The 17597-nt window shown below is 69.6% G+C and carries 13 protein-coding genes; 5 read left to right on the forward strand and 8 right to left on the reverse strand.

From position 1 onward, the window contains the following. Positions 1-47: 47 nt before the first annotated feature. Positions 48-1559, reverse strand: a complete 1512-nt coding sequence (dop, locus tag ACZ4WQ_RS14890) for a depupylase/deamidase Dop (protein WP_352133376.1) — start codon at positions 1557-1559, stop codon at positions 48-50. Between the two features lie 289 nt (positions 1560-1848). Further along, a complete protein-coding gene (gene arc, locus ACZ4WQ_RS14895) occupies positions 1849-3615 on the reverse strand; it encodes a proteasome ATPase (RefSeq protein WP_311725295.1) in 1767 nt (588 codons plus the stop codon). Positions 3616-3870: 255 nt separating this feature from the next. On the opposite strand from arc, the gene ACZ4WQ_RS14900 reads away from it, so the two are divergent. After that, positions 3871-4161, forward strand: coding sequence for a ferredoxin (locus ACZ4WQ_RS14900; protein WP_311725344.1), 291 nt, complete (start codon positions 3871-3873; stop codon positions 4159-4161). Positions 4162-4198: 37 nt separating this feature from the next. On the opposite strand, the gene ACZ4WQ_RS14905 is transcribed toward ACZ4WQ_RS14900, so the two are convergent. From ACZ4WQ_RS14905 to ACZ4WQ_RS14915, 3 genes are all read right to left on the reverse strand, one after another. Further along, a complete protein-coding gene (locus ACZ4WQ_RS14905) occupies positions 4199-4807 on the reverse strand; it encodes a hypothetical protein (protein ID WP_398371926.1) in 609 nt (202 codons plus the stop codon). A 152-nt stretch (positions 4808-4959) separates the two neighbouring features. After that, positions 4960-5898, reverse strand: a complete 939-nt coding sequence (locus tag ACZ4WQ_RS14910; protein WP_311725293.1) for a tRNA (adenine-N1)-methyltransferase — start codon at positions 5896-5898, stop codon at positions 4960-4962. Between the two features lie 69 nt (positions 5899-5967). Next, positions 5968-7209, reverse strand: a complete 1242-nt coding sequence (locus tag ACZ4WQ_RS14915; RefSeq protein WP_311725292.1) for a site-2 protease family protein — start codon at positions 7207-7209, stop codon at positions 5968-5970. Between the two features lie 84 nt (positions 7210-7293). On the opposite strand from ACZ4WQ_RS14915, the gene ACZ4WQ_RS14920 reads away from it, so the two are divergent. Further along, on the forward strand, positions 7294-8274 hold the full coding sequence (locus tag ACZ4WQ_RS14920; RefSeq protein ID WP_311725291.1) for a RecB family exonuclease: 981 nt from the start codon (positions 7294-7296) through the stop codon (positions 8272-8274). Positions 8275-8295: 21 nt separating this feature from the next. Further along, positions 8296-8967: a response regulator gene (locus tag ACZ4WQ_RS14925; protein ID WP_014181038.1), complete on the forward strand. Its 672-nt coding sequence runs from the start codon at positions 8296-8298 to the stop codon at positions 8965-8967. Between the two features lie 146 nt (positions 8968-9113). Here ACZ4WQ_RS14925 and ACZ4WQ_RS14930 read toward each other — a convergent pair whose 3' ends face one another. The 3 genes from ACZ4WQ_RS14930 to metH all read right to left on the reverse strand — a co-directional run bounded on the left by ACZ4WQ_RS14930 (position 9114) and on the right by metH (position 15481). Beyond that, on the reverse strand, positions 9114-10718 hold the full coding sequence (locus tag ACZ4WQ_RS14930) for an ABC transporter substrate-binding protein (RefSeq protein ID WP_311725290.1): 1605 nt from the start codon (positions 10716-10718) through the stop codon (positions 9114-9116). Positions 10719-11096: 378 nt separating this feature from the next. Then, positions 11097-11798 (reverse strand): HAD family hydrolase, encoded by a 702-nt coding sequence (locus ACZ4WQ_RS14935; RefSeq protein WP_352133369.1) that lies wholly within the window; start codon positions 11796-11798, stop codon positions 11097-11099. A 158-nt stretch (positions 11799-11956) separates the two neighbouring features. Continuing rightward, positions 11957-15481: a methionine synthase gene (gene metH / locus ACZ4WQ_RS14940; RefSeq protein WP_398371922.1), complete on the reverse strand. Its 3525-nt coding sequence runs from the start codon at positions 15479-15481 to the stop codon at positions 11957-11959. Positions 15482-15732: 251 nt separating this feature from the next. Here metH and ACZ4WQ_RS14945 point away from each other — a divergent pair, with 251 nt between their 5' ends. Then, positions 15733-16497: an IclR family transcriptional regulator gene (locus ACZ4WQ_RS14945; RefSeq protein WP_311725287.1), complete on the forward strand. Its 765-nt coding sequence runs from the start codon at positions 15733-15735 to the stop codon at positions 16495-16497. A gap of 262 nt (positions 16498-16759) precedes the next feature. Further along, complete coding sequence (locus tag ACZ4WQ_RS14950) at positions 16760-17554, forward strand: MIP/aquaporin family protein (protein ID WP_311725286.1); 795 nt, start codon at positions 16760-16762, stop codon at positions 17552-17554. Positions 17555-17597 lie beyond the last annotated feature (43 nt).

The raw sequence follows: 17597 nt of genomic DNA on the forward strand, positions 1-17597 counted from the left end.
TTACAACGCTCCGAGGCCATCACGATGATTCCCGGCCGCGGCCCATTTCAGCCCCCCGAGAGCACCCGGACCAGGTCTTCGGCCGTGCGGCAGCGGTCCAGCAGCTCCTTGACGTGGTTCCTGGTGCCGCGCAGCGGCTCCAGGGTGGGGACCCGTTGCAGGGAGTCACGGCCCGGCAGGTCGAAGATCACCGAGTCCCAGGAGGCCGCGGCCACGTCGTCGGCGTACTGCTCCAGACAGCGGCCACGGAAGTAGGCCCTGGTGTCCTCCGGCGGCTTGCTGCGGGCCCGGGACACATCGGACTCGTCCAGCAGTCGCTTCATCTTGCCGCGGGCCACCAGACGGTTGTACAGGCCCTTCTCGGCGCGCACGTCGGCGTACTGGAGGTCCACCAGGTGCAGCCGGGCCGCGTCCCACTCCAGGCCGTCACGGCGCCGGTAGCCCTCCATGAGTTCGCGCTTGGCGACCCAGTCCAGCTCGCCGGACAGGCTCATCGGATCCCGCTCCAGGCGGTTCAGGACGTCCTCCCAGCGGGTGAGCACATCCCGGGTCTGGTCGTCGGCGTCCGCGCCGAAGCGGTCCTCGACGTACTTGCGGGCCAGCTCGAAGTACTCCATCTGGAGCTGGACCGCGGTGAGTGTGCGGCCGCTGCGCAGCGTGACCAGGCGGCGCAGCGTCGGGTCGTGGGAGACCTGGTGCAGGGTGCGCACGGGCTGGTCCACGGCGAGGTCCACGGCGATGAAGCCGTCCTCGATCATCGAGAGCACCAGGGAGGTGGTGCCGAGTTTGAGGTAGGTCGAGATCTCGGAGAGGTTGGCGTCGCCGATGATCACATGCAGCCGCCGGTATTTCTCGGCGTCGGCGTGCGGCTCGTCGCGGGTGTTGATGATGGGGCGCTTGAGGGTGGTCTCGAGGCCCACCTCGACCTCGAAGTAGTCGGCCCGCTGACTGATCTGGAAGCCGTGTTCGTGGCCGTCCTGGCCCAGGCCGACGCGGCCGGCGCCGGTGACGACCTGCCGGGAGACGAAGAAGGGGGTCAGGTGGCGCACGATGTCCGAGAAGGCGGTCTCCCGCTTCATCAGGTAGTTCTCGTGCGTGCCGTAGGAGGCGCCCTTGTTGTCGGTGTTGTTCTTGTAGAGGAGGATCGGCTGGGCTCCGGGCAGCTGGCCGGCGCGCAGGGCGGCCTCGGCCATGATGCGCTCGCCGGCCTTGTCCCAGAGCACCGCGTCCCTGGGGTTGGTCACCTCGGGGGCGGAGTACTCGGGGTGTGCGTGGTCGACGTAGAGCCGCGCGCCGTTGGTGAGGATGACATTGGCCAGGCCGATGTCCTCGTCCGTGAGCTGGCTGGCGTCGGCGGACTCGCGCGCGAGGTCGAAGCCGCGGGCGTCCCGCAGCGGGTTCTCCTCCTCGAAGTCCCAGCGGGCGCGGCGCGCCCGGTGCATCGCCGCGGCGTACGCGTTGACGACCTGGGATGAGGTGAGCATGGCATTGGCGTTCGGGTGGCCCGGGACGGAGATCCCGTACTCCGTCTCGATCCCCATTACTCGCCGTACGGTCATGCGGCCCTCCTTGCCCGGCGCCGCCCCTGGGCGGGGTCGGCGCTCAAGTACCGCGGTGCTTCCGGTCCGTGCGCGGCCCCCGATCCCCCGCACCGCGCTGCCGCGGTACCGCAGAGCCTAGAACCGCCACGCGGCTCTGAGGCGATCATTTCAGTCATTGCTCCGGTCCGGCTCGTAGGTGCCCGCTCGCTGTGCTGACAGGTCCGTCATACGCGTCCGAATTCGCGGTCCGAAAAGCGCATCCGGCTGCGGATGCCCCGTCCAGGACATCCGCAGCCGGACAGCGGTGTTACAGGTACTGACCGGTGTTCGCCACCGTGTCGATGGAGCGTCCCGTGTCCGCGCCCTGCTTTCCGGTGACCAGGGTGCGGATGTAGACGATCCGCTCGCCCTTCTTGCCGGAGATGCGGGCCCAGTCGTCGGGGTTCGTGGTGTTCGGCAGGTCCTCGTTCTCCTTGAACTCGTCCACGCAGGCGGCGAGCAGGTGGGAGACGCGGAGGCCCTTCTGGTTGTGGTCGAGGAAGTCCTTGATGGCCATCTTCTTGGCCCGGTCCACGATGTTCTGGATCATGGCGCCGGAGTTGAAGTCCTTGAAGTAGAGGACTTCCTTGTCGCCGTTGGCGTAGGTGACCTCGAGGAAGCGGTTCTCCTCGGACTCGGTGTACATCTGCTCGACGACCGACTGGATCATGCCGCCGACCGCTGCCTTCGGGGAGCCGCCGTGCTCGGCGAGGTCGTCCGAGTGGATGGGCAGGGTCTGTGTCAGGTACTTCGAGAAGATGTCCTTGGCGGCCTCGGCGTCCGGACGCTCGATCTTGATCTTCACATCGAGGCGGCCGGGGCGCAGGATCGCGGGGTCGATCATGTCCTCGCGGTTGGAGGCGCCGATGACGATCACATTTTCCAGGCCCTCGACACCGTCGATCTCGGAGAGCAGCTGGGGGACGATGGTGTTCTCCACGTCCGAGCTGACGCCGGAGCCGCGGGTCCGGAAGAGGGAGTCCATCTCGTCGAAGAAGACGATGACCGGCGTGCCCTCGCTGGCCTTCTCCCGCGCCCGCTGGAAGACGAGCCGGATGTGCCGCTCCGTCTCGCCGACGTACTTGTTCAGCAGCTCGGGGCCCTTGATGTTGAGGAAGAAGCTCTTCCCCGCGGACTTCCCGGTCACCTCGGCGACCTTCTTGGCAAGGGAGTTGGCCACGGCCTTGGCGATCAGGGTCTTGCCGCAGCCGGGCGGGCCGTACAGCAGCACACCCTTGGGCGGCCGCAGTTCGTGCTCCTTGAACAGGTCGGGGTAGAGGTACGGGAGCTCGACCGCGTCCCTGATCAGCTCGATCTGGTTGCCCAGGCCGCCGATCTTGGTGTAGTCGATGTCCGGGACCTCTTCGAGGACGAGCTCTTCGACCTCGCTCTTGGGCACGACCTCGTAGACGTAGCCGGAGCGGGGCTCGAGCAGCAGGGCGTCACCGGAGCGGATGGTGGTGGCCAGCAGCGGCTCGGCGAGCCGCACCACGCGCTCCTCGTCGGTGTGCCCGATCACCAGGGCGCGCTCGCCGTCCTCAAGGACCTCCTTGAGGGTGACGATGTCCCCGGCGCGCTCGTACTCCATGGCCTCGACCACGTTGAGCGCCTCGTTGAGCATGACCTCCTGGCCGCGCCTGAGGTCCTCGAGGTCGACGCTCGGGCTGACGTTCACCCGGAGTTTCCGGCCTCCGGTGAAGATGTCGGCCGTGCCGTCCTCGTTGGCCTGTAGGAACACTCCGAAGCCGGCCGGGGGCTGCGCGAGCCGGTCGACCTCCTCTTTGAGGGCCACGATCTGGTCGCGGGCCTCACGGAGCGTGTTGGCGAGCCGCTCGTTCTGTGCGGACACGCCCGCCAGGTTGGTCTGCAACTCGACGATCCGCTCTTCGAGAATCCTCGTGTGCCGCGGAGAGTCGGCGAGCTTACGTCGCAGGACGGCGATTTCCTGCTCGAGATAGGCAACCTGGCCGGCTGGGTCATCAGACCCCCGCCCCGGCCGGATGCCGCGGTTGATGTCGTCGTCGTGGGCTGCCACGGTCCTCACCTCCTCCAAGGGGAGCTGGACGCTTCCTGACCCTACCTGGGCCGGTGCGGGTTGAAACCCCTAGATCACAAACCCGGTCGGCGTGTGTCCGATCTTCACCCTTGCGCACTCCCTCACGCCAGGTGAATACCCACCCAACAACATCGGAAAGCGACCGGTTGTATCGTCGAGATGGTCAACACCCGCCAAGGCTGGCGCTATTTAGTCAATGTTGAAACATGTATTAGGGGACGGCAGATCGTGACGGTGCGGAACGAGGAGCTCGGTGATCTTGAAGTCTGGATCGATCAGGATCTGTGCACGGGCGACGGCATCTGTGCCCAGTACGCACCCGAGATCTTCGAACTCGACATCGACGGTCTAGCTTACGTCAAGAGCGCCGACGACGAATTGTTGCAGGACAAGGGGGCGACGACACGGGTGCCGCTGCCCCTGCTCAAGGATGTCGCGGACTCCGCCAAGGAGTGTCCCGGCGACTGCATCCATGTACGGCGGGTATCCGACCAGGTCGAGGTGTACGGCCCGGACGCCGACTGACGGCGCGCCGGGCCGGCGCGGTACGTGGCGTGACGGGTCAGACACTGCCGGCGACCGGCAGCGCCTTGAGTACGAACTTGCCGTCCTCCCACTGCCAGTTGACCTTGCGCTGGAGGTCCGGGCAGCAGCGCGGCACCTGCTGCGAGGAGTATCCGAGCAGAGTGGCCGAAACCTTGGTTCCGCGCAGCGCGAAATCCGTGACGCTCATGCGTTCCTTGGGGTCGAGGAAGGTGGCCACGATCCTCGGCCGCCCCGCCTCACCCTTCCCCTTGCCATCCGGCTGGGCCAGCACATACATGCCGCTGGGCGGGGTGCCCGTCGCGGAGTGGCAGCGCACCACGGCCACGGTCTCGGGCCGGCCGTCACCGTCGAGATCCCCCGAGGCGCGGTCCGTGACGTCCACCGTCTCCGGGCCGCAGTCCACCGGGTAGTCCGCGGTGGTGGGGTCCGGGGCCTTGACGCCCGGGGCGCCGGGGGTGCCCGCGCCCGGTGCGGCCGCTGTCGTGGGGGTGTCGGTCGTGGCCTTGGCGTCGGAGGGCTGGAACACCGCCGCCCCGGCGACGACGGCGGCGAGGGCGGTCGCTGTCGCGAGCCAGTGCACCGGCCGGGGGTGGGTGTGCGGGAGGTCCGGGCCCAGGGGCTGCACGCGGCGTGACTCCTGTGAGAGCGGTGGCGTCAGGGGGTGCCCCGCATCGTGCCACATCTCACACGGCGCGGCCACCGCCTCCCCCGCGGAATTCCAGGGGAAGTCGGTGGCCGCGTACAGGTGTTGGCGCGGGGCGCCGGTACGGGTCCGGGTCAGCCTCGGTCGGCGGAGCCGTTCGCGGGGGTCTCCGCGCCCCCGGCCGACCCGCCGCTGCCCCAGCCCGCGTAGTCCTCGCCGTAGGCGCCCTTGGCGGGCCTGCGGCGGCGCAGCGGGGGCTCCACGCCGTCGGCGAGGCGGCGGGCGGTGAGCAGGAAGCCGGTGTGCCCGATCATCCGATGGTCGGGGCGCACCGCGAGCCCCTCGACGTGCCAGGTGCGGACCATGGTTTCCCAGGCCGCGGGCTCGTTGAAGGTGCCGTGCTCGCGGATGGCCTCGACGGTGCGGGCCAGCTGGGTGGTGGTGGCGACGTAGGCGCACAGGATGCCGCCGGGGACGAGCGCCTTGGAGACGGGCCCCAGGCACTCCCAGGGGGCCAGCATGTCCAGGATGACGCGGTCGACGTCGGTGTCGGAGAGGTTGTCCTGGAGGTCGCCGACGGTGAGCTGCCAGGCGGGGTGCGGGGAGCCGAAGTAGCGCTCCACGTTCTGCTTGGCGATCTCGGCGAAGTCGGCCCGGCGCTCGTAGGAGTGCAGCATGCCCTGGTCGCCGATGGCGCGCAGCAGGAAGGTGCTGAGCGACCCCGAGCCGACGCCCGCCTCGACGACGCGCGCGCCGGGGAAGATGTCGGCCATCGCCAGGATCTGCCCCGCGTCCTTGGGGTAGACCACGGCGGCACCGCGTGGCATGGACAGGACATAGTCGGGGAGCAGGGGGCGCAGCGCGAGGTACGCGACGTTTCCCGTGGTGCGCACGACGGTTCCCTCGGGGGCGCCGATCAGCTCGTCGTGGGGGAAGGAACCCTTGTGGGTGTGGAAGTTCTTCCCGGCCTCGAGCGTGAACGTGTAGTGGCGTCCCTTGGGATCGGTGAGCTGGACCTGGTCCCCGACCTGGAAGGGCCCGCGACGGCGGGCGGCACCGGTCGGTTCGGACATGTGGCCAGCCTACCGGGCCTGCGGGGACGCGCTGACCGCGGTCCGGCAAGCCTCAGCGCCCGGTGGGTGTCAGGAGGGTGTTCTTGCCATGGCGGCCACGAAGGCGCGCTCGACGTCGGCCGTCGACAGGACGCCGTAGATCTCCCCGGTCTCCTCGACCACCAGGTATTCGGTGGCGGGGGTGGCACGCAGGGTGTCCAGCAGTTCTTCGCCCGTGAGCTCGGCGGAGACCCGCATGCCGTCCTTGAGGTCCTGGGCCAGGCCGCTGACCGCGACCCAGGGGCGGCGGTGCTCGGGGATCCCGACGATGGCGGCCTCGCGGACCACGGCGGTGGGCGTGCCCTGGCCGTCGACCACGACGAGGGCTCGCGCCCCCGCCTCATTGGCGCGGCGCAGCGCCTCCGAGAGGGGGGTGTCGGCGGCGACTGGCACGGCACGCCGGGTGAGGGCGCGGGCCCGCAGGTCCGGGAGGCGTTCACGCAGCCGGGCCATGCGCAGGCTGTTTCCGGCGCCGGTCCAGATGATTGCGGCCAGTATGGCGGCGAGCAGCGCGTCGGTGAGCGAGTCGACGCTGCCGAAGCCCTCGGACTCGTCCCCGAGCCCGCCGGCCTGGGTGGCCAGCGGCAGGCCCACCAGGACCGCGACGGCGAGCGCCCGGCCGGTCCAGGCGGCGGCGATCGTGCCCGTCATGGGCTTGCCGCTGATCTTCCAGACGACGGCGCGCAGCATGCGGCCGCCGTCCAGGGGCAGGCCGGGCAGCAGGTTGAAGATGGCCACGATGAGGTTGGAGATCATCAGCCCGGCGAGCAGCACCCCGGGGACCGTGCCCGGCTCCACGACCAGCATGCCGAGGTAGAACAGGCCGGAGAGGATCAGGGAGAGCAGCGGGCCGACGAAGGCCAGGACGAACTCGCGGCCGGGCGTCTCGGACTCCTTCTCGATCTCCGAGACTCCGCCGAAGAACTGGAGCTGGATCCGGCGCACCGGGAGCTTGAAGCGCAGCGCCGCGATGGTGTGGGCGAGCTCGTGGACCAGCACGGAGGCGTAGAAGGCCACCGCGAAGAACAGCGAGACGATGTAGCGGGCGGCGCCCAGCTCGGGCAGCACCCGCTCCAGCTGGCCGCCGAAGACCCAGGTGATGAGCGCGGCGACCAGAAACCAGCTGGGCGAGACGTACACGGGCACACCGAACGGCCGGCCCATCAGGAAGCCGCCGCCCGCCTCACGGGGGCGCTGCGGCTTTTCGCCCTCGGGCTCGGTCGTACCGTCCGATCCCCCGCTGTCGGACTGCCGCTGCCCGCTGTTGTCCACGGTGTCCCCTCGTCGGATGCGTCGTTCGCACCGCTTCTTCGGTATGGTCCCCACGATCATGCAGTGCGAGGACCTCGGACGTCGATGGTATGCGTCCGGCTGTCGGTGGCGGGCCGTAGGGTCTGCGCCATGGGAACCTCCACCGGGAAGGCCGAGCGGGCCGATCGGACGCCGGAGTCCGAGCGGCCGTCCGCTGTGCCGCCGTCCGCGCGCAGCTTGTCACGGTCCGCGCCGTCGTTGTCGCCATCGCGCGCGGCGGACTTCATGCAGTGTCCGTTGCTCTACCGCTTCCGGGTGATCGACAAACTGCCGGAGAAGCCGAGCGCCGCCGCGACCCGCGGCACGGTGGTGCATGCGGTGCTCGAGCGCCTATTCGATTCCCCGGCCGTGGAGCGCACCGCCCCGCGCGCCCGCGCGTTGGTGCCTGGTGAGTGGGAGCGGCTGCTGAAGGCCCGGCCGGAGCTGGGAGAGCTGTTCCGTGCGGAGGACGGCACGGAGGACCCGGAGCGGCTGGAGCGATGGCTCGCGGATGCCGAGCGGCTGGTCGAGCAGTGGTTCTCGCTGGAGGACCCGACGCGCCTGGAGCCCGCCGAGCGGGAGCTGTACGTGGAGACGCGGCTGGACTCCGGGCTGACGCTGCGCGGCTATATCGACCGGGTCGACGTCGCTCCGAGTGGCGAGGTGCGGATCGTCGACTACAAGACCGGCAAGGCGCCCGCCCCGCAGTACGCGGCGGACGCGCTGTTCCAGATGAAGTTCTACGCCCTGGTGCTGTGGCGGCTGCGGGGGGCGGTGCCGCGCCGGCTCCAGCTGGTCTACCTGGGCAGCGGTGATGTGCTGACGTACGACCCGCAGGAGTCCGATCTGCTGGCCGTGGAGCGCAAGGTGCGGGCCCTGTGGGAGGCGATCGCGCAGGCGATGGCCGGCGGCGTCTTCCTGCCGCGCCGGACGAAGCTGTGCGGATGGTGCGACCACCAGGCGCATTGCCCGGAATTCGGTGGGACTCCCCCGCCTTATCCGCTGGCCATCGTCCCCGCGCAGTCCGGCAGAATGGGGCAGGTCTAGCGGTCCACCGAAGGAGATCCCGTGGCGATCCGCGTCCTACTGGTCGACGACCAGCCGCTGCTGCGCACCGGCTTCCGGATGATTCTCGAGGCCGAGCAGGATCTGGCGGTCGTCGGCGAGGCGGGAGACGGACTACAGGCCCTGGACCAGGTGCGGGCGCTCCAGCCGGACGTGGTGCTGATGGACATCCGCATGCCGCGGATGGACGGGGTGGAGGCGACCCGGCAGATCACCGGCCCGGGCCGGGACGGTCCGGCCAAGGTGCTGGTGCTGACCACCTTCGATCTGGACGAGTATGTGGTGGAGGCGCTGCGCGCGGGGGCCAGCGGCTTTCTGCTGAAGGACGCGCCGGCCCATGAGCTGGTGCAGGCGATCCGTGTGGTGGCGGCGGGCGAGGCGATGCTGGCGCCGAGCATCACGCGGCGGCTGCTCGACAAGTACGCGGGGCATCTGCCGTCCGGCGAGGAGCCGGTGCCGGACACCCTGCACACCCTCACCGAGCGCGAGGTGGAGGTCCTGAAGCTGGTCGCCAAGGGGCTGTCCAACGCGGAGATCGCGGCGGATCTGTTCGTCAGTGAGACGACGGTGAAGACCCATGTGGGGCATGTGCTGACGAAGCTGGGGCTGCGGGACCGGGTGCAGGCCGCGGTCTATGCGTATGAGAGCGGGCTGGTGCGGCCCGGCGCGCAGTAGCGCGCGAGCGCCTCTGCTCGCGCTTTCGCACCGGGCGCGCCCGCGCAGATCGGCGCGCGGCTATCGGCGCACGCGACAAGGGCCGTATCCCTCCGCCTCCTGGCGGCACGGGGTACGGCCCTTGTCACTGCTTGTCGCCGCCGGGCTCAGTCCCCGGTGGTGCGGCCGATCTCCCACAGCTGGAGCATGGTCGAGGAGTCGAGCAGGTACTCGGTTCCCACGATCCCGTCGCGGGCGGCCACGTACTGGTTGCCCTGCCACAGCGGCAGATACGGAACATCGTCCGCGATGATGTCCTGGATCTTCTGGAGGTCCTTGACCGCGAGGGCCCGCTGGGACTCCTGCCGGGTCTTGGGGATCAGATCGTCCTGGACGGTCTTGTTGTGGTACGGCGAGTTGAGGAAGTTGTCCTTGGTGAGGAACGGCGCGATGTAGGTGTCCGGGTCCGGGAAGTCCGGGAGCCAGCCCATGCCGTAGGCGGAGTACTCCCGCTTGGAGGCGGCCGGGCGGAACTCGGTCCACTTGAAGCCCTCGATCCGCACCGAGAACAGGCCGCTGGAGTTGAGCTGCGACTGGAGCTTCTTGAACTCCTGGGCCGTCTCCGGGCCGTAGTGGTCCGTGGTGTACGTCAGCGTCAGGTCCACCGGGGTCTCCACGCCGGCCTGCTGGAGCAGTGTGCGCGCGGCGGTGACGTCCGGGTCGCCGTACTCGTTGTGGAACGAGTTGGTGTGCGAGGAGATGTTGTTGGGGACCATCGAGTACAGCGGCTCGGCGGTGCGCTTGTACACATCGCGCACCAGCGCCTGGCGGTCCACGATGTGGGCGATGGCCTGGCGCACGGCCCTGTTCTTCACCGCCGGGGCCGTGGTGTCGAAGACGAGGTAGCGGATGCCCTGGCCGGAGGTCTCCTGGAGCCGGACGCCCTTGACCTCGCCGGTGTCCAGCCGCTCGATCTGCTCGGGCGAGAAGCCGCGGTTGACGACGTCGATATCGCCCTTGGTCAGCGCCTCCTCCATGGTCTTGGCGTCGTCGAAGAAGCGCATCTCGACCTTGTCGCTGCGCGGTTCGACGTCTCCCTTGTACTCGGAGTTCTTGGTGAAGACCACCTTCGTCAGCCGGTTGTTCCGCACCTCGGTCTTCGCGGTGTACGGGCCGGAGCCCACCATGTCGAAGCCCTTGAGCACCGCGTCCTTGCGGTAGACCTCGCTGTCGAGGATCGCGGCGGCCGGCGTGGTGAGCTTGGAGGGGAAGGTCGCGTCCGGGCTGGAGAGGTGGATGACGATCTCGCGGTCGTTGGGGGTCTCCACCTTGTCCACGTTGGAGAGCAGGGACCACACCCCGGTCTGGTCCTTGATCCGCAACACCCGCTCCAGGGAGAACTTCACATCGGCGGAGGTCAGATCGTGGCCGTTGGAGAACTTCAGCCCCTTGCGCAGCTTGCACCAGTACTGCTCGCTCTGCCGGTCCCGGAAGCCGCACTGCTCGGCGGCGTCGGGTATGGGGTCGGTCCCGGAGCGGGGCAGTCTCATCAGCGTCTGGAAGGTGCTGTGCAGCACGCTCCAGGAGGCGAAGTCATATGCCTGGGCGGGGTCCAGCGGCGCGTTCCCCACCTTCGACGCCTCGATGCGGTCGGTGCTCCCCACGATGATCGCGCCGCCGTCCGAGCCTGCGCCCTCGTCACCGCCGCACGCGGCGAGCGAGGAGGTCAGGAGGCCCGCCAGGGCCGGCAGCACCAGCGACTTGCGATTCATTCTCGGGAGTCTCCCTGGGATCGATCAACTACTCGCCGAAGAGATTAGTCCGCGGTGCCAGCCCTACTGGAACACAACGAAGTTGAGGCAATATCACGCCCCGATAACGTGTAACGGTTCACCGATATCCGGACGCCGTCATGTTTCACATGAGATGTGATCAATCCGGACACATAGGTCCACGCAAATCGCCCCAGAGAGGACCGGCAGCAGAGCGCGCGCGCCCTGTCGACGGTCCGCATGGTGAGAAACATCACGTCTATGGAGGGCCTCGCGAGGGCAAGCGGAATTGGCGCTTTCAGTTTCCCGACCCAGCTTCCGGCCCCGCTCCCGACCCGCTTCCGGCCCGCCCTTTACGGAAATACGCTCAGTGCGCGTTCAGCGCATTGCTGTGATCAGAGTGCGCAGAAATGGCACGTCGACTTCTTCCAGCGAGCCGACGACCGTGCGCCCCACCGCGGGCTCGATCGGCACCAGCGACGGCACGGCCACCACCCGGCACCCCGCCGCCTCGGCCGCCGTCACCCCGGTCACCGTGTCCTCCACCACCACACAGCGCGCCGGGTCCGCGCCCAGCCCCGCGGCGGCGTGCAGATACGGGTCGGGGTGCGGCTTGGTCCGGCCGATGTCGTCGCCCGCGACGGTGAGCGTGAAGTGCTCCGGGCCGATCGACCGCAGCACGGACTCCATCACGCGCCGGTGGGAGGCCGAGACCAGCGCGGTGGGCACCTGGTGCGCGGCCAGCTCGGTGAGCAGCCGGCGGGCGCCCGGGAGCAGCGGCACGGTGCCGTCGATCAGCTCGGTGAAGCGGCTGTTCAGCAGCCCGGTCAGCTCGGCGAGCGCGATGTCCGCGCCGGTGGCCTCGATCAGGAAGGAGGCGCTGCGGGTCATGGGCCCGCCCACGACGATCTGCCGGTACTCCTCGGCGAGTGCGTGGCCGAGCTCGGCGAAGATGGAGACCTCCGTGTCCCACCAGATGCCCTCGGTGTCCACCAGGGTGCCGTCCATGTCGAGCAGAACGGCTTGCAGGGCGGAGCCTTCGGCCGTACGGGTGTCGACGGCGGGGATGCTGCTGGTCATCCGATCACCTCCGGGCGAGGGGCAGGAAGGCCGGTCGTCATCCGCGGTTTCCGCGATTCGGAAGACGACCGGCCTCTACCGGATCGACCAGTGTACGTCGGCGCGCTCCGCGACGCCCGGCGGCTTCCCGGCGGGCGTCGCGGAGCGCGCCGGGCGCGTTACCGCGCGTTGAAGTACTTGGCCTCGGGGTGGTGGATGACGATCGCGTCGGTGGACTGCTCGGGGTGCAGCTGGAACTCCTCGGAGAGCTTGACCCCGATCCGCTCCGGGCGCAGCAGGTCGGCGATCTTCGCCCGGTCCTCCAGGTCCGGGCAGGCGCCGTAGCCCAGCGAGAAGCGCGCGCCCCGGTACTTGAGGTCGAACATGTCCGTGACGTCCTCGGGGTCCTCGGACGCGAAGCCCAGCTCGGCGCGCACCCGTGCGTGCCAGTATTCGGCGAGCGCCTCCGCCAGCTGGACGGACAGCCCGTGGAGCTCCAGGTAGTCGCGGTAGGAGTCGGCGGCGAACAGCTCGGCGGTGGCCTCGCCGATCTTCGATCCGACGGTGACGACCTGGAGCCCGACCACATCGGTCTCGCCGGACTCCTCCGGGCGGAAGAAGTCCGCCAGGCACAGGCGGCGGCCGCGCCGCTGGCGCGGGAAGGTGAAGCGGGTCAGCTCGCTGCCGTCGTCGTGCAGCAGCACCAGGTCGTCGCCCTTGGACACACACCGGTAGTAGCCGTAGACGACGGCCGCCTCCAGCAGGTTCTCGGTGTGCAGCTTGTCGAGCCAGCCGCGCAGCCGCGGCCGCCCCTCGGTCTCGGCCAGCTCCTCGTAGCTCGGCCCGTCGCCGGTACGGGCCTGCTTGAGGCCCCACTGGCCCTTGAACAGCGCGCCCTCGTCCAGCCAGGACGCGTAGTCCGCCTGCTGGATGCCCTTGACCACGCGGCTGCCCCAGAAGGGCGGGGTGGGCACCGGGTTGTCGGTGGCCACATCGGAGCGCACCGGCCCCTGCTCGGGCTCCGCCACCTCCACCGCCGCCGCGCGCTTGGCCACGCGGCGCTGCTTGAGCTCGGGCAGGGACGCGCCCGGCACGCCCCGCTTGACGGCGACCAGGGCGTCCATCAGCCGCAGGCCCTCGAAGGCGTCGCGGGCGTAGCGGACCTCGCCCTCGTAGATCTCGTGCAGGTCCTGCTCGACATACGCCCGGGTCAGCGCCGCCCCGCCGAGGATGACGGGGTACTCGGCCGCGAGCTTGCGCTGGTTGAGCTCCTCCAGGTTCTCCTTCATGATCACCGTGGACTTCACCAGCAGCCCGGACATGCCGATCACATCGGCGCGGTGCTCCTGGGCGGCGTCCAGGATCGCCGAGACCGGCTGCTTGATGCCCAGGTTGACCACGTTGTAGCCGTTGTTGGACAGGATGATGTCGACGAGGTTCTTGCCGATGTCATGGACGTCGCCGCGGACCGTGGCGAGCACGATGGTGCCCTTGCCCGCGTCCTCGCCGTCCTCGGCCTTCTCCATGTGCGGCTCCAGGTGCGCCACCGCCGCCTTCATCACCTCGGCGGACTGGAGGACGAACGGCAGCTGCATCTGCCCGGAGCCGAAGAGGTCGCCGACGACCTTCATGCCGTCCAGCAGGGTCTCGTTGACGATGTCCAGGGCGGGCCGCTCCTGGAGGGCCTCGTCCAGGTCGGCCTCCAGGCCGTTGCGCTCGCCGTCGATGATGCGGCGCTTGAGGCGCTCCTCCAGCGGCAGGGCGGCCAGCTCCTCGGCCTTGCCGGCCTTCAGGGACTTGGCGGTGGCGCCCTCGAACAGCGCCATCAGCTTCTGGAGCGGGTCGTAGCCCTCGGAGCGGCGGTCGTAGATCAGGTCGAGGGCGGTGGTGACCTGCTCCTCGTCGAAGCGCGCGATCGGAAGAATCTTGCTCGCGTGCACGATCGCCGAGTCGAGGCCCGCCTTGACGCACTCGTCGAGGAAGACGGAGTTGAGCAGGATGCGGGCGGCGGGGTTGAGGCCGAAGGAGATGTTGGACAGGCCCAGCGTGGTCTGCACATCCGGGTGGCGGCGCTTGAGCTCGCGGATCGCCTCGATGGTGGCGATGCCGTCCTTGCGGGACTCCTCCTGGCCGGTGCAGATGGTGAAGGTCAGGGTGTCGATGAGGATGTCCGCCTCGTGGATGCCCCAGTTGCCGGTCAGGTCGGCGATCAGCCGCTCGGCGATCTCGACCTTCTTCTCCGGGGTGCGGGCCTGGCCCTCCTCGTCGATGGTGAGCGCGATCAGCGCGGCGCCGTGCTCCTGGGCCAGACGGGTGACCTTGGCGAAGCGTGACTCGGGGCCGTCGCCGTCCTCGTAGTTGACGGAGTTGATGACCGCGCGGCCGCCCAGCTTCTCCAGGCCCGCGCGGATGACGTCGACCTCGGTGGAGTCCAGCACGAGGGGCAGGGTGGAGGCGGTGGCGAAGCGGCCGGCCAGCTCCTCCATGTCGGCGACGCCGTCCCGGCCGACGTAGTCCACACACAGGTCGAGGAGATGGGCGCCTTCGCGGATCTGCTCCCGGGCCATCTCCACACAGTCGTCCCAGCGGCCCTCCAGCATGGCCTCGCGGAACTTCTTGGAGCCGTTGGCGTTGGTCCGCTCGCCGATCGCCAGGTACGAGGTGTCCTGGCGGAACGGCACCGTCTGGTAGAGGGAGGCGGCGCCGGGCTCGGGGCGGGGCGTGCGCTCGGTGGGGGTCAGCTCGCGGACCCGCTCCACGACCTGGCGCAGATGCTCGGGCGTGGTGCCACAGCAGCCGCCGACCAGCGACAGCCCGTACTCGCGCACGAACGTCTCCTGGGCGTCGGCCAGCTCGGCCGGGGTGAGCGGGTAGTGCGCCCCGTCCTTGCCCAGCACCGGCAGGCCGGCGTTCGGCATGCAGGACAGCGGGATACGGGAGTGGCGGGCCAGATAGCGCAGGTGCTCGCTCATCTCGGCCGGGCCGGTCGCGCAGTTCAGGCCGATCATGTCGATGCCCAGCGGCTCCAGCGCGGTGAGCGCCGCGCCGATCTCCGAGCCGAGCAGCATGGTGCCGGTGGTCTCCACCGTCACCGAGCAGATCACCGGGACGTGGGTGCCCAGGGCGTCCAGGGCGCGGCGGGCGCCGAGGACCGACGCCTTGGTCTGGAGCAGGTCCTGGGTGGTCTCCACCAGCAGGGCGTCCGCGCCGCCGGCGATCAGGCCCTCGGCGTTCCGCTGGTAGGCGTCGCGCAGCACGGTGTACGGGGCGTGGCCCAGCGTCGGCAGCTTGGTGCCGGGGCCGATCGAGCCGAGCACCCAGCGGGGGCGGCCGTCGGCCGCGAAGCCGTCGGCGACCTCGCGGGCGACCCGGGCGCCCGCTTCGGACAGCTCGTACACCCGGTCCGAGATCTCGTATTCGCCCAGCGCCGAGTGGTTTGCGCCGAAGGTGTTGGTCTCCACGCAGTCGACGCCGGCCTCGAAGTAGGCCGAGTGGACCGAACGGACGATGTCGGGGCGGGTGACGTTGAGGATCTCGTTGCACCCCTCGAGCTGCTGGAAGTCCTCGAGGGTGGGGTCCTGGGCCTGGAGCATGGTGCCCATCGCGCCGTCCGCGACCACCACCCGGGTGGCGAGGGCCTCGCGGAGGGCGCCGACTCGGGCGGCGGAGTCGGTGGGGATGGAGGTGGGCGTGTGCGAGGCCATGGGTGAGCTCCCTGAGGTGCGACGGCTGTCGGCTTTGCGCCCTCCTCCCGGAGGGCGCACCAGGCCAGCGTAGCCGCCGGGGGGCTTCCGGCGCGGGCTGTTCCATCTGGCGGGACATCTTGTGAGGGGCCGAGGGGGTGCCGTCCACGGGGCACCTTTTGATCGTTTACCCTTTCCCCGCTGTACCGCGGGGTCGACATGGACCGATAGTGTTCAGCATTGTCGAACCGTAGTGTCAGGAGGGGTGCGCGATGGCACGGACCATCCAGTCGCTCGAGCGAGCTGCCGCGATGCTACGGCTGCTCGCCGGGGGCGAGCGCCGTCTGGGCCTGTCCGACATCGCCTCCTCGCTGGGGCTGGCCAAGGGCACCGCGCACGGCATCCTGCGCACGCTCCAGCAGGAGGGCTTCGTCGAGCAGGACGAGGCGTCGGGCCGCTATCAGCTCGGCGCCGAGCTGCTGCGTCTGGGCAACAGCTATCTGGACGTGCACGAGCTGCGCGCCCGCGCCCTGGTGTGGACCGACGACCTGGCCCGCTCCAGCGGGGAGAGCGTGTATCTGGGCGTGCTGCACCAGCAGGGCGTGCTCATCGTCCACCACGTGTTCCGCCCCGACGACAGCCGCCAGGTGCTGGAGGTCGGCGCGATGCAGCCGCTGCACTCCACGGCCCTGGGCAAGGTGCTGTCCGCGTACGACCCGGTGGCGCACAGCGAGGCGGTCGAGGCCGAGCGCGAGGCGTTCACCCCCCGCACGGTGACCTCCATGACCGGCTTCGAGTCCGTCCTGGACCTGACCCGGGCGCGCGGCTGGGGCTCGGACGTGGAGGAGACCTGGGAGGGCGTCGCGTCGATCGCCGCCCCGATCCACAACCGGCGGCGGATGCCGGTGGGCGCGGTGGGCGTCGCGGGCGCGGTGGAGCGGGTCTGCAAGGAGGGCGAGCTGCGCTCCGATCTGGTCGCCGCGGTACGGGACTGCGCGCGGGCCGTCTCGCGCGATCTGGGCGCCAGCCGCTTCTGAGAGTTACCGCTCGGTATCAGCCGGTTCACGCCCGTTCACCCCGGTACGAGTTTTCAGTCACACGACCCTTGACCTCAGCCTTCACCGTGCAGAAAACTGCCGTTCGTCGGTCGGCATTGTCGAACATCTGACGACAATATTCGCTAGGGTGTAACTCGCCGCGGGCCGACCAGCCCCTCACCGAGGGGCGCGGGCCACCGGTTGACCCCCGTGGTGCAGCGCTTCCCGGTGTCCATCTGGACGAAGGACAAAGGAGTCGCGGGTGTCCAGCTCCGACATCTTCATCGGCGAGACCATCGGTACCGCCGTTCTCATCCTGCTCGGCGGTGGTGTCGTCGCCGGCGTTGTCTTGAAGCGCTCCAAGGCGTTCGGCGCGGGGTGGCTGGCCATCACCTTCGGGTGGGGTTTCGCCGTGCTGACCGGCGCGTATATCTCGGCCCCCCTGTCCGGGGCACATCTGAACCCCGCCGTGACGCTGGGCCTCGCGATCGAGGGCGGCACGGAGTGGAGCGATGTGCCGATCTATGTGCTCGGTCAGATGACCGGCGCCATCATCGGGGCCACCTTGGTGTGGGTCGCCTACATGGGCCACTTCCAGGCGCATCTGACCGACCGCGAGATCGTCGGCGGCCCGGGCGCCCAGGACACGGCCAAGGCCGCGGCCCAGGCGAAGACCGACGCCGGCCCGGTGCTCGGCGTCTTCTCCACCGGCCCCGAGATCCGCAACACGGTGCAGAACCTGGCCACCGAGATCATCGCCACGACCGTGCTGGTGCTGGCCATCCTCACCCAGGGTCTGAACGGGGACGGCCACGGCCTGGGCGTCATCGGCGTCCTGATCACCTCGCTGGTCGTCGTCGGCATCGGCCTCTCGCTCGGCGGTCCGACCGGCTACGCCATCAACCCCGCCCGTGACCTCGGGCCCCGCATCGCCCACGCCCTCCTGCCGCTGCCCAACAAGGGCGGCTCGGACTGGGGCTACGCCTGGATCCCCGTCGTCGGCCCGCTCATCGGCGGCGCCATCGCCGGCGGCATCTACGAGATCGCCTTCGCCTAGCCCCACTCTCAAACCCCACCCCCTCTTGACGCGCAGGAGAGCC

The sequence above is a fragment of the Streptomyces sp. NPDC028305 genome (genome assembly GCF_055569495.1).

Bases quoted from the DNA above. Each gene is read 5' to 3' on its own strand.
- metH (WP_398371922.1), bottom strand. From the start codon at position 15,481: ATGGCCTCGCACACGCCCACCTCCATCCCCACCGACTCCGCCGCCCGA.
- ACZ4WQ_RS14930 (WP_311725290.1), bottom strand. From the start codon at position 10,718: ATGAATCGCAAGTCGCTGGTGCTGCCGGCCCTGGCGGGCCTCCTGACC.
- ACZ4WQ_RS14945 (WP_311725287.1), top strand. From the start codon at position 15,733: ATGGCACGGACCATCCAGTCGCTCGAGCGAGCTGCCGCGATGCTACGG.
- ACZ4WQ_RS14910 (WP_311725293.1), bottom strand. From the start codon at position 5,898: ATGTCCGAACCGACCGGTGCCGCCCGCCGTCGCGGGCCCTTCCAGGTC.
- dop (WP_352133376.1), bottom strand. From the start codon at position 1,559: ATGACCGTACGGCGAGTAATGGGGATCGAGACGGAGTACGGGATCTCC.
- ACZ4WQ_RS14935 (WP_352133369.1), bottom strand. From the start codon at position 11,798: ATGACCAGCAGCATCCCCGCCGTCGACACCCGTACGGCCGAAGGCTCC.
- ACZ4WQ_RS14920 (WP_311725291.1), top strand. From the start codon at position 7,294: ATGGTATGCGTCCGGCTGTCGGTGGCGGGCCGTAGGGTCTGCGCCATG.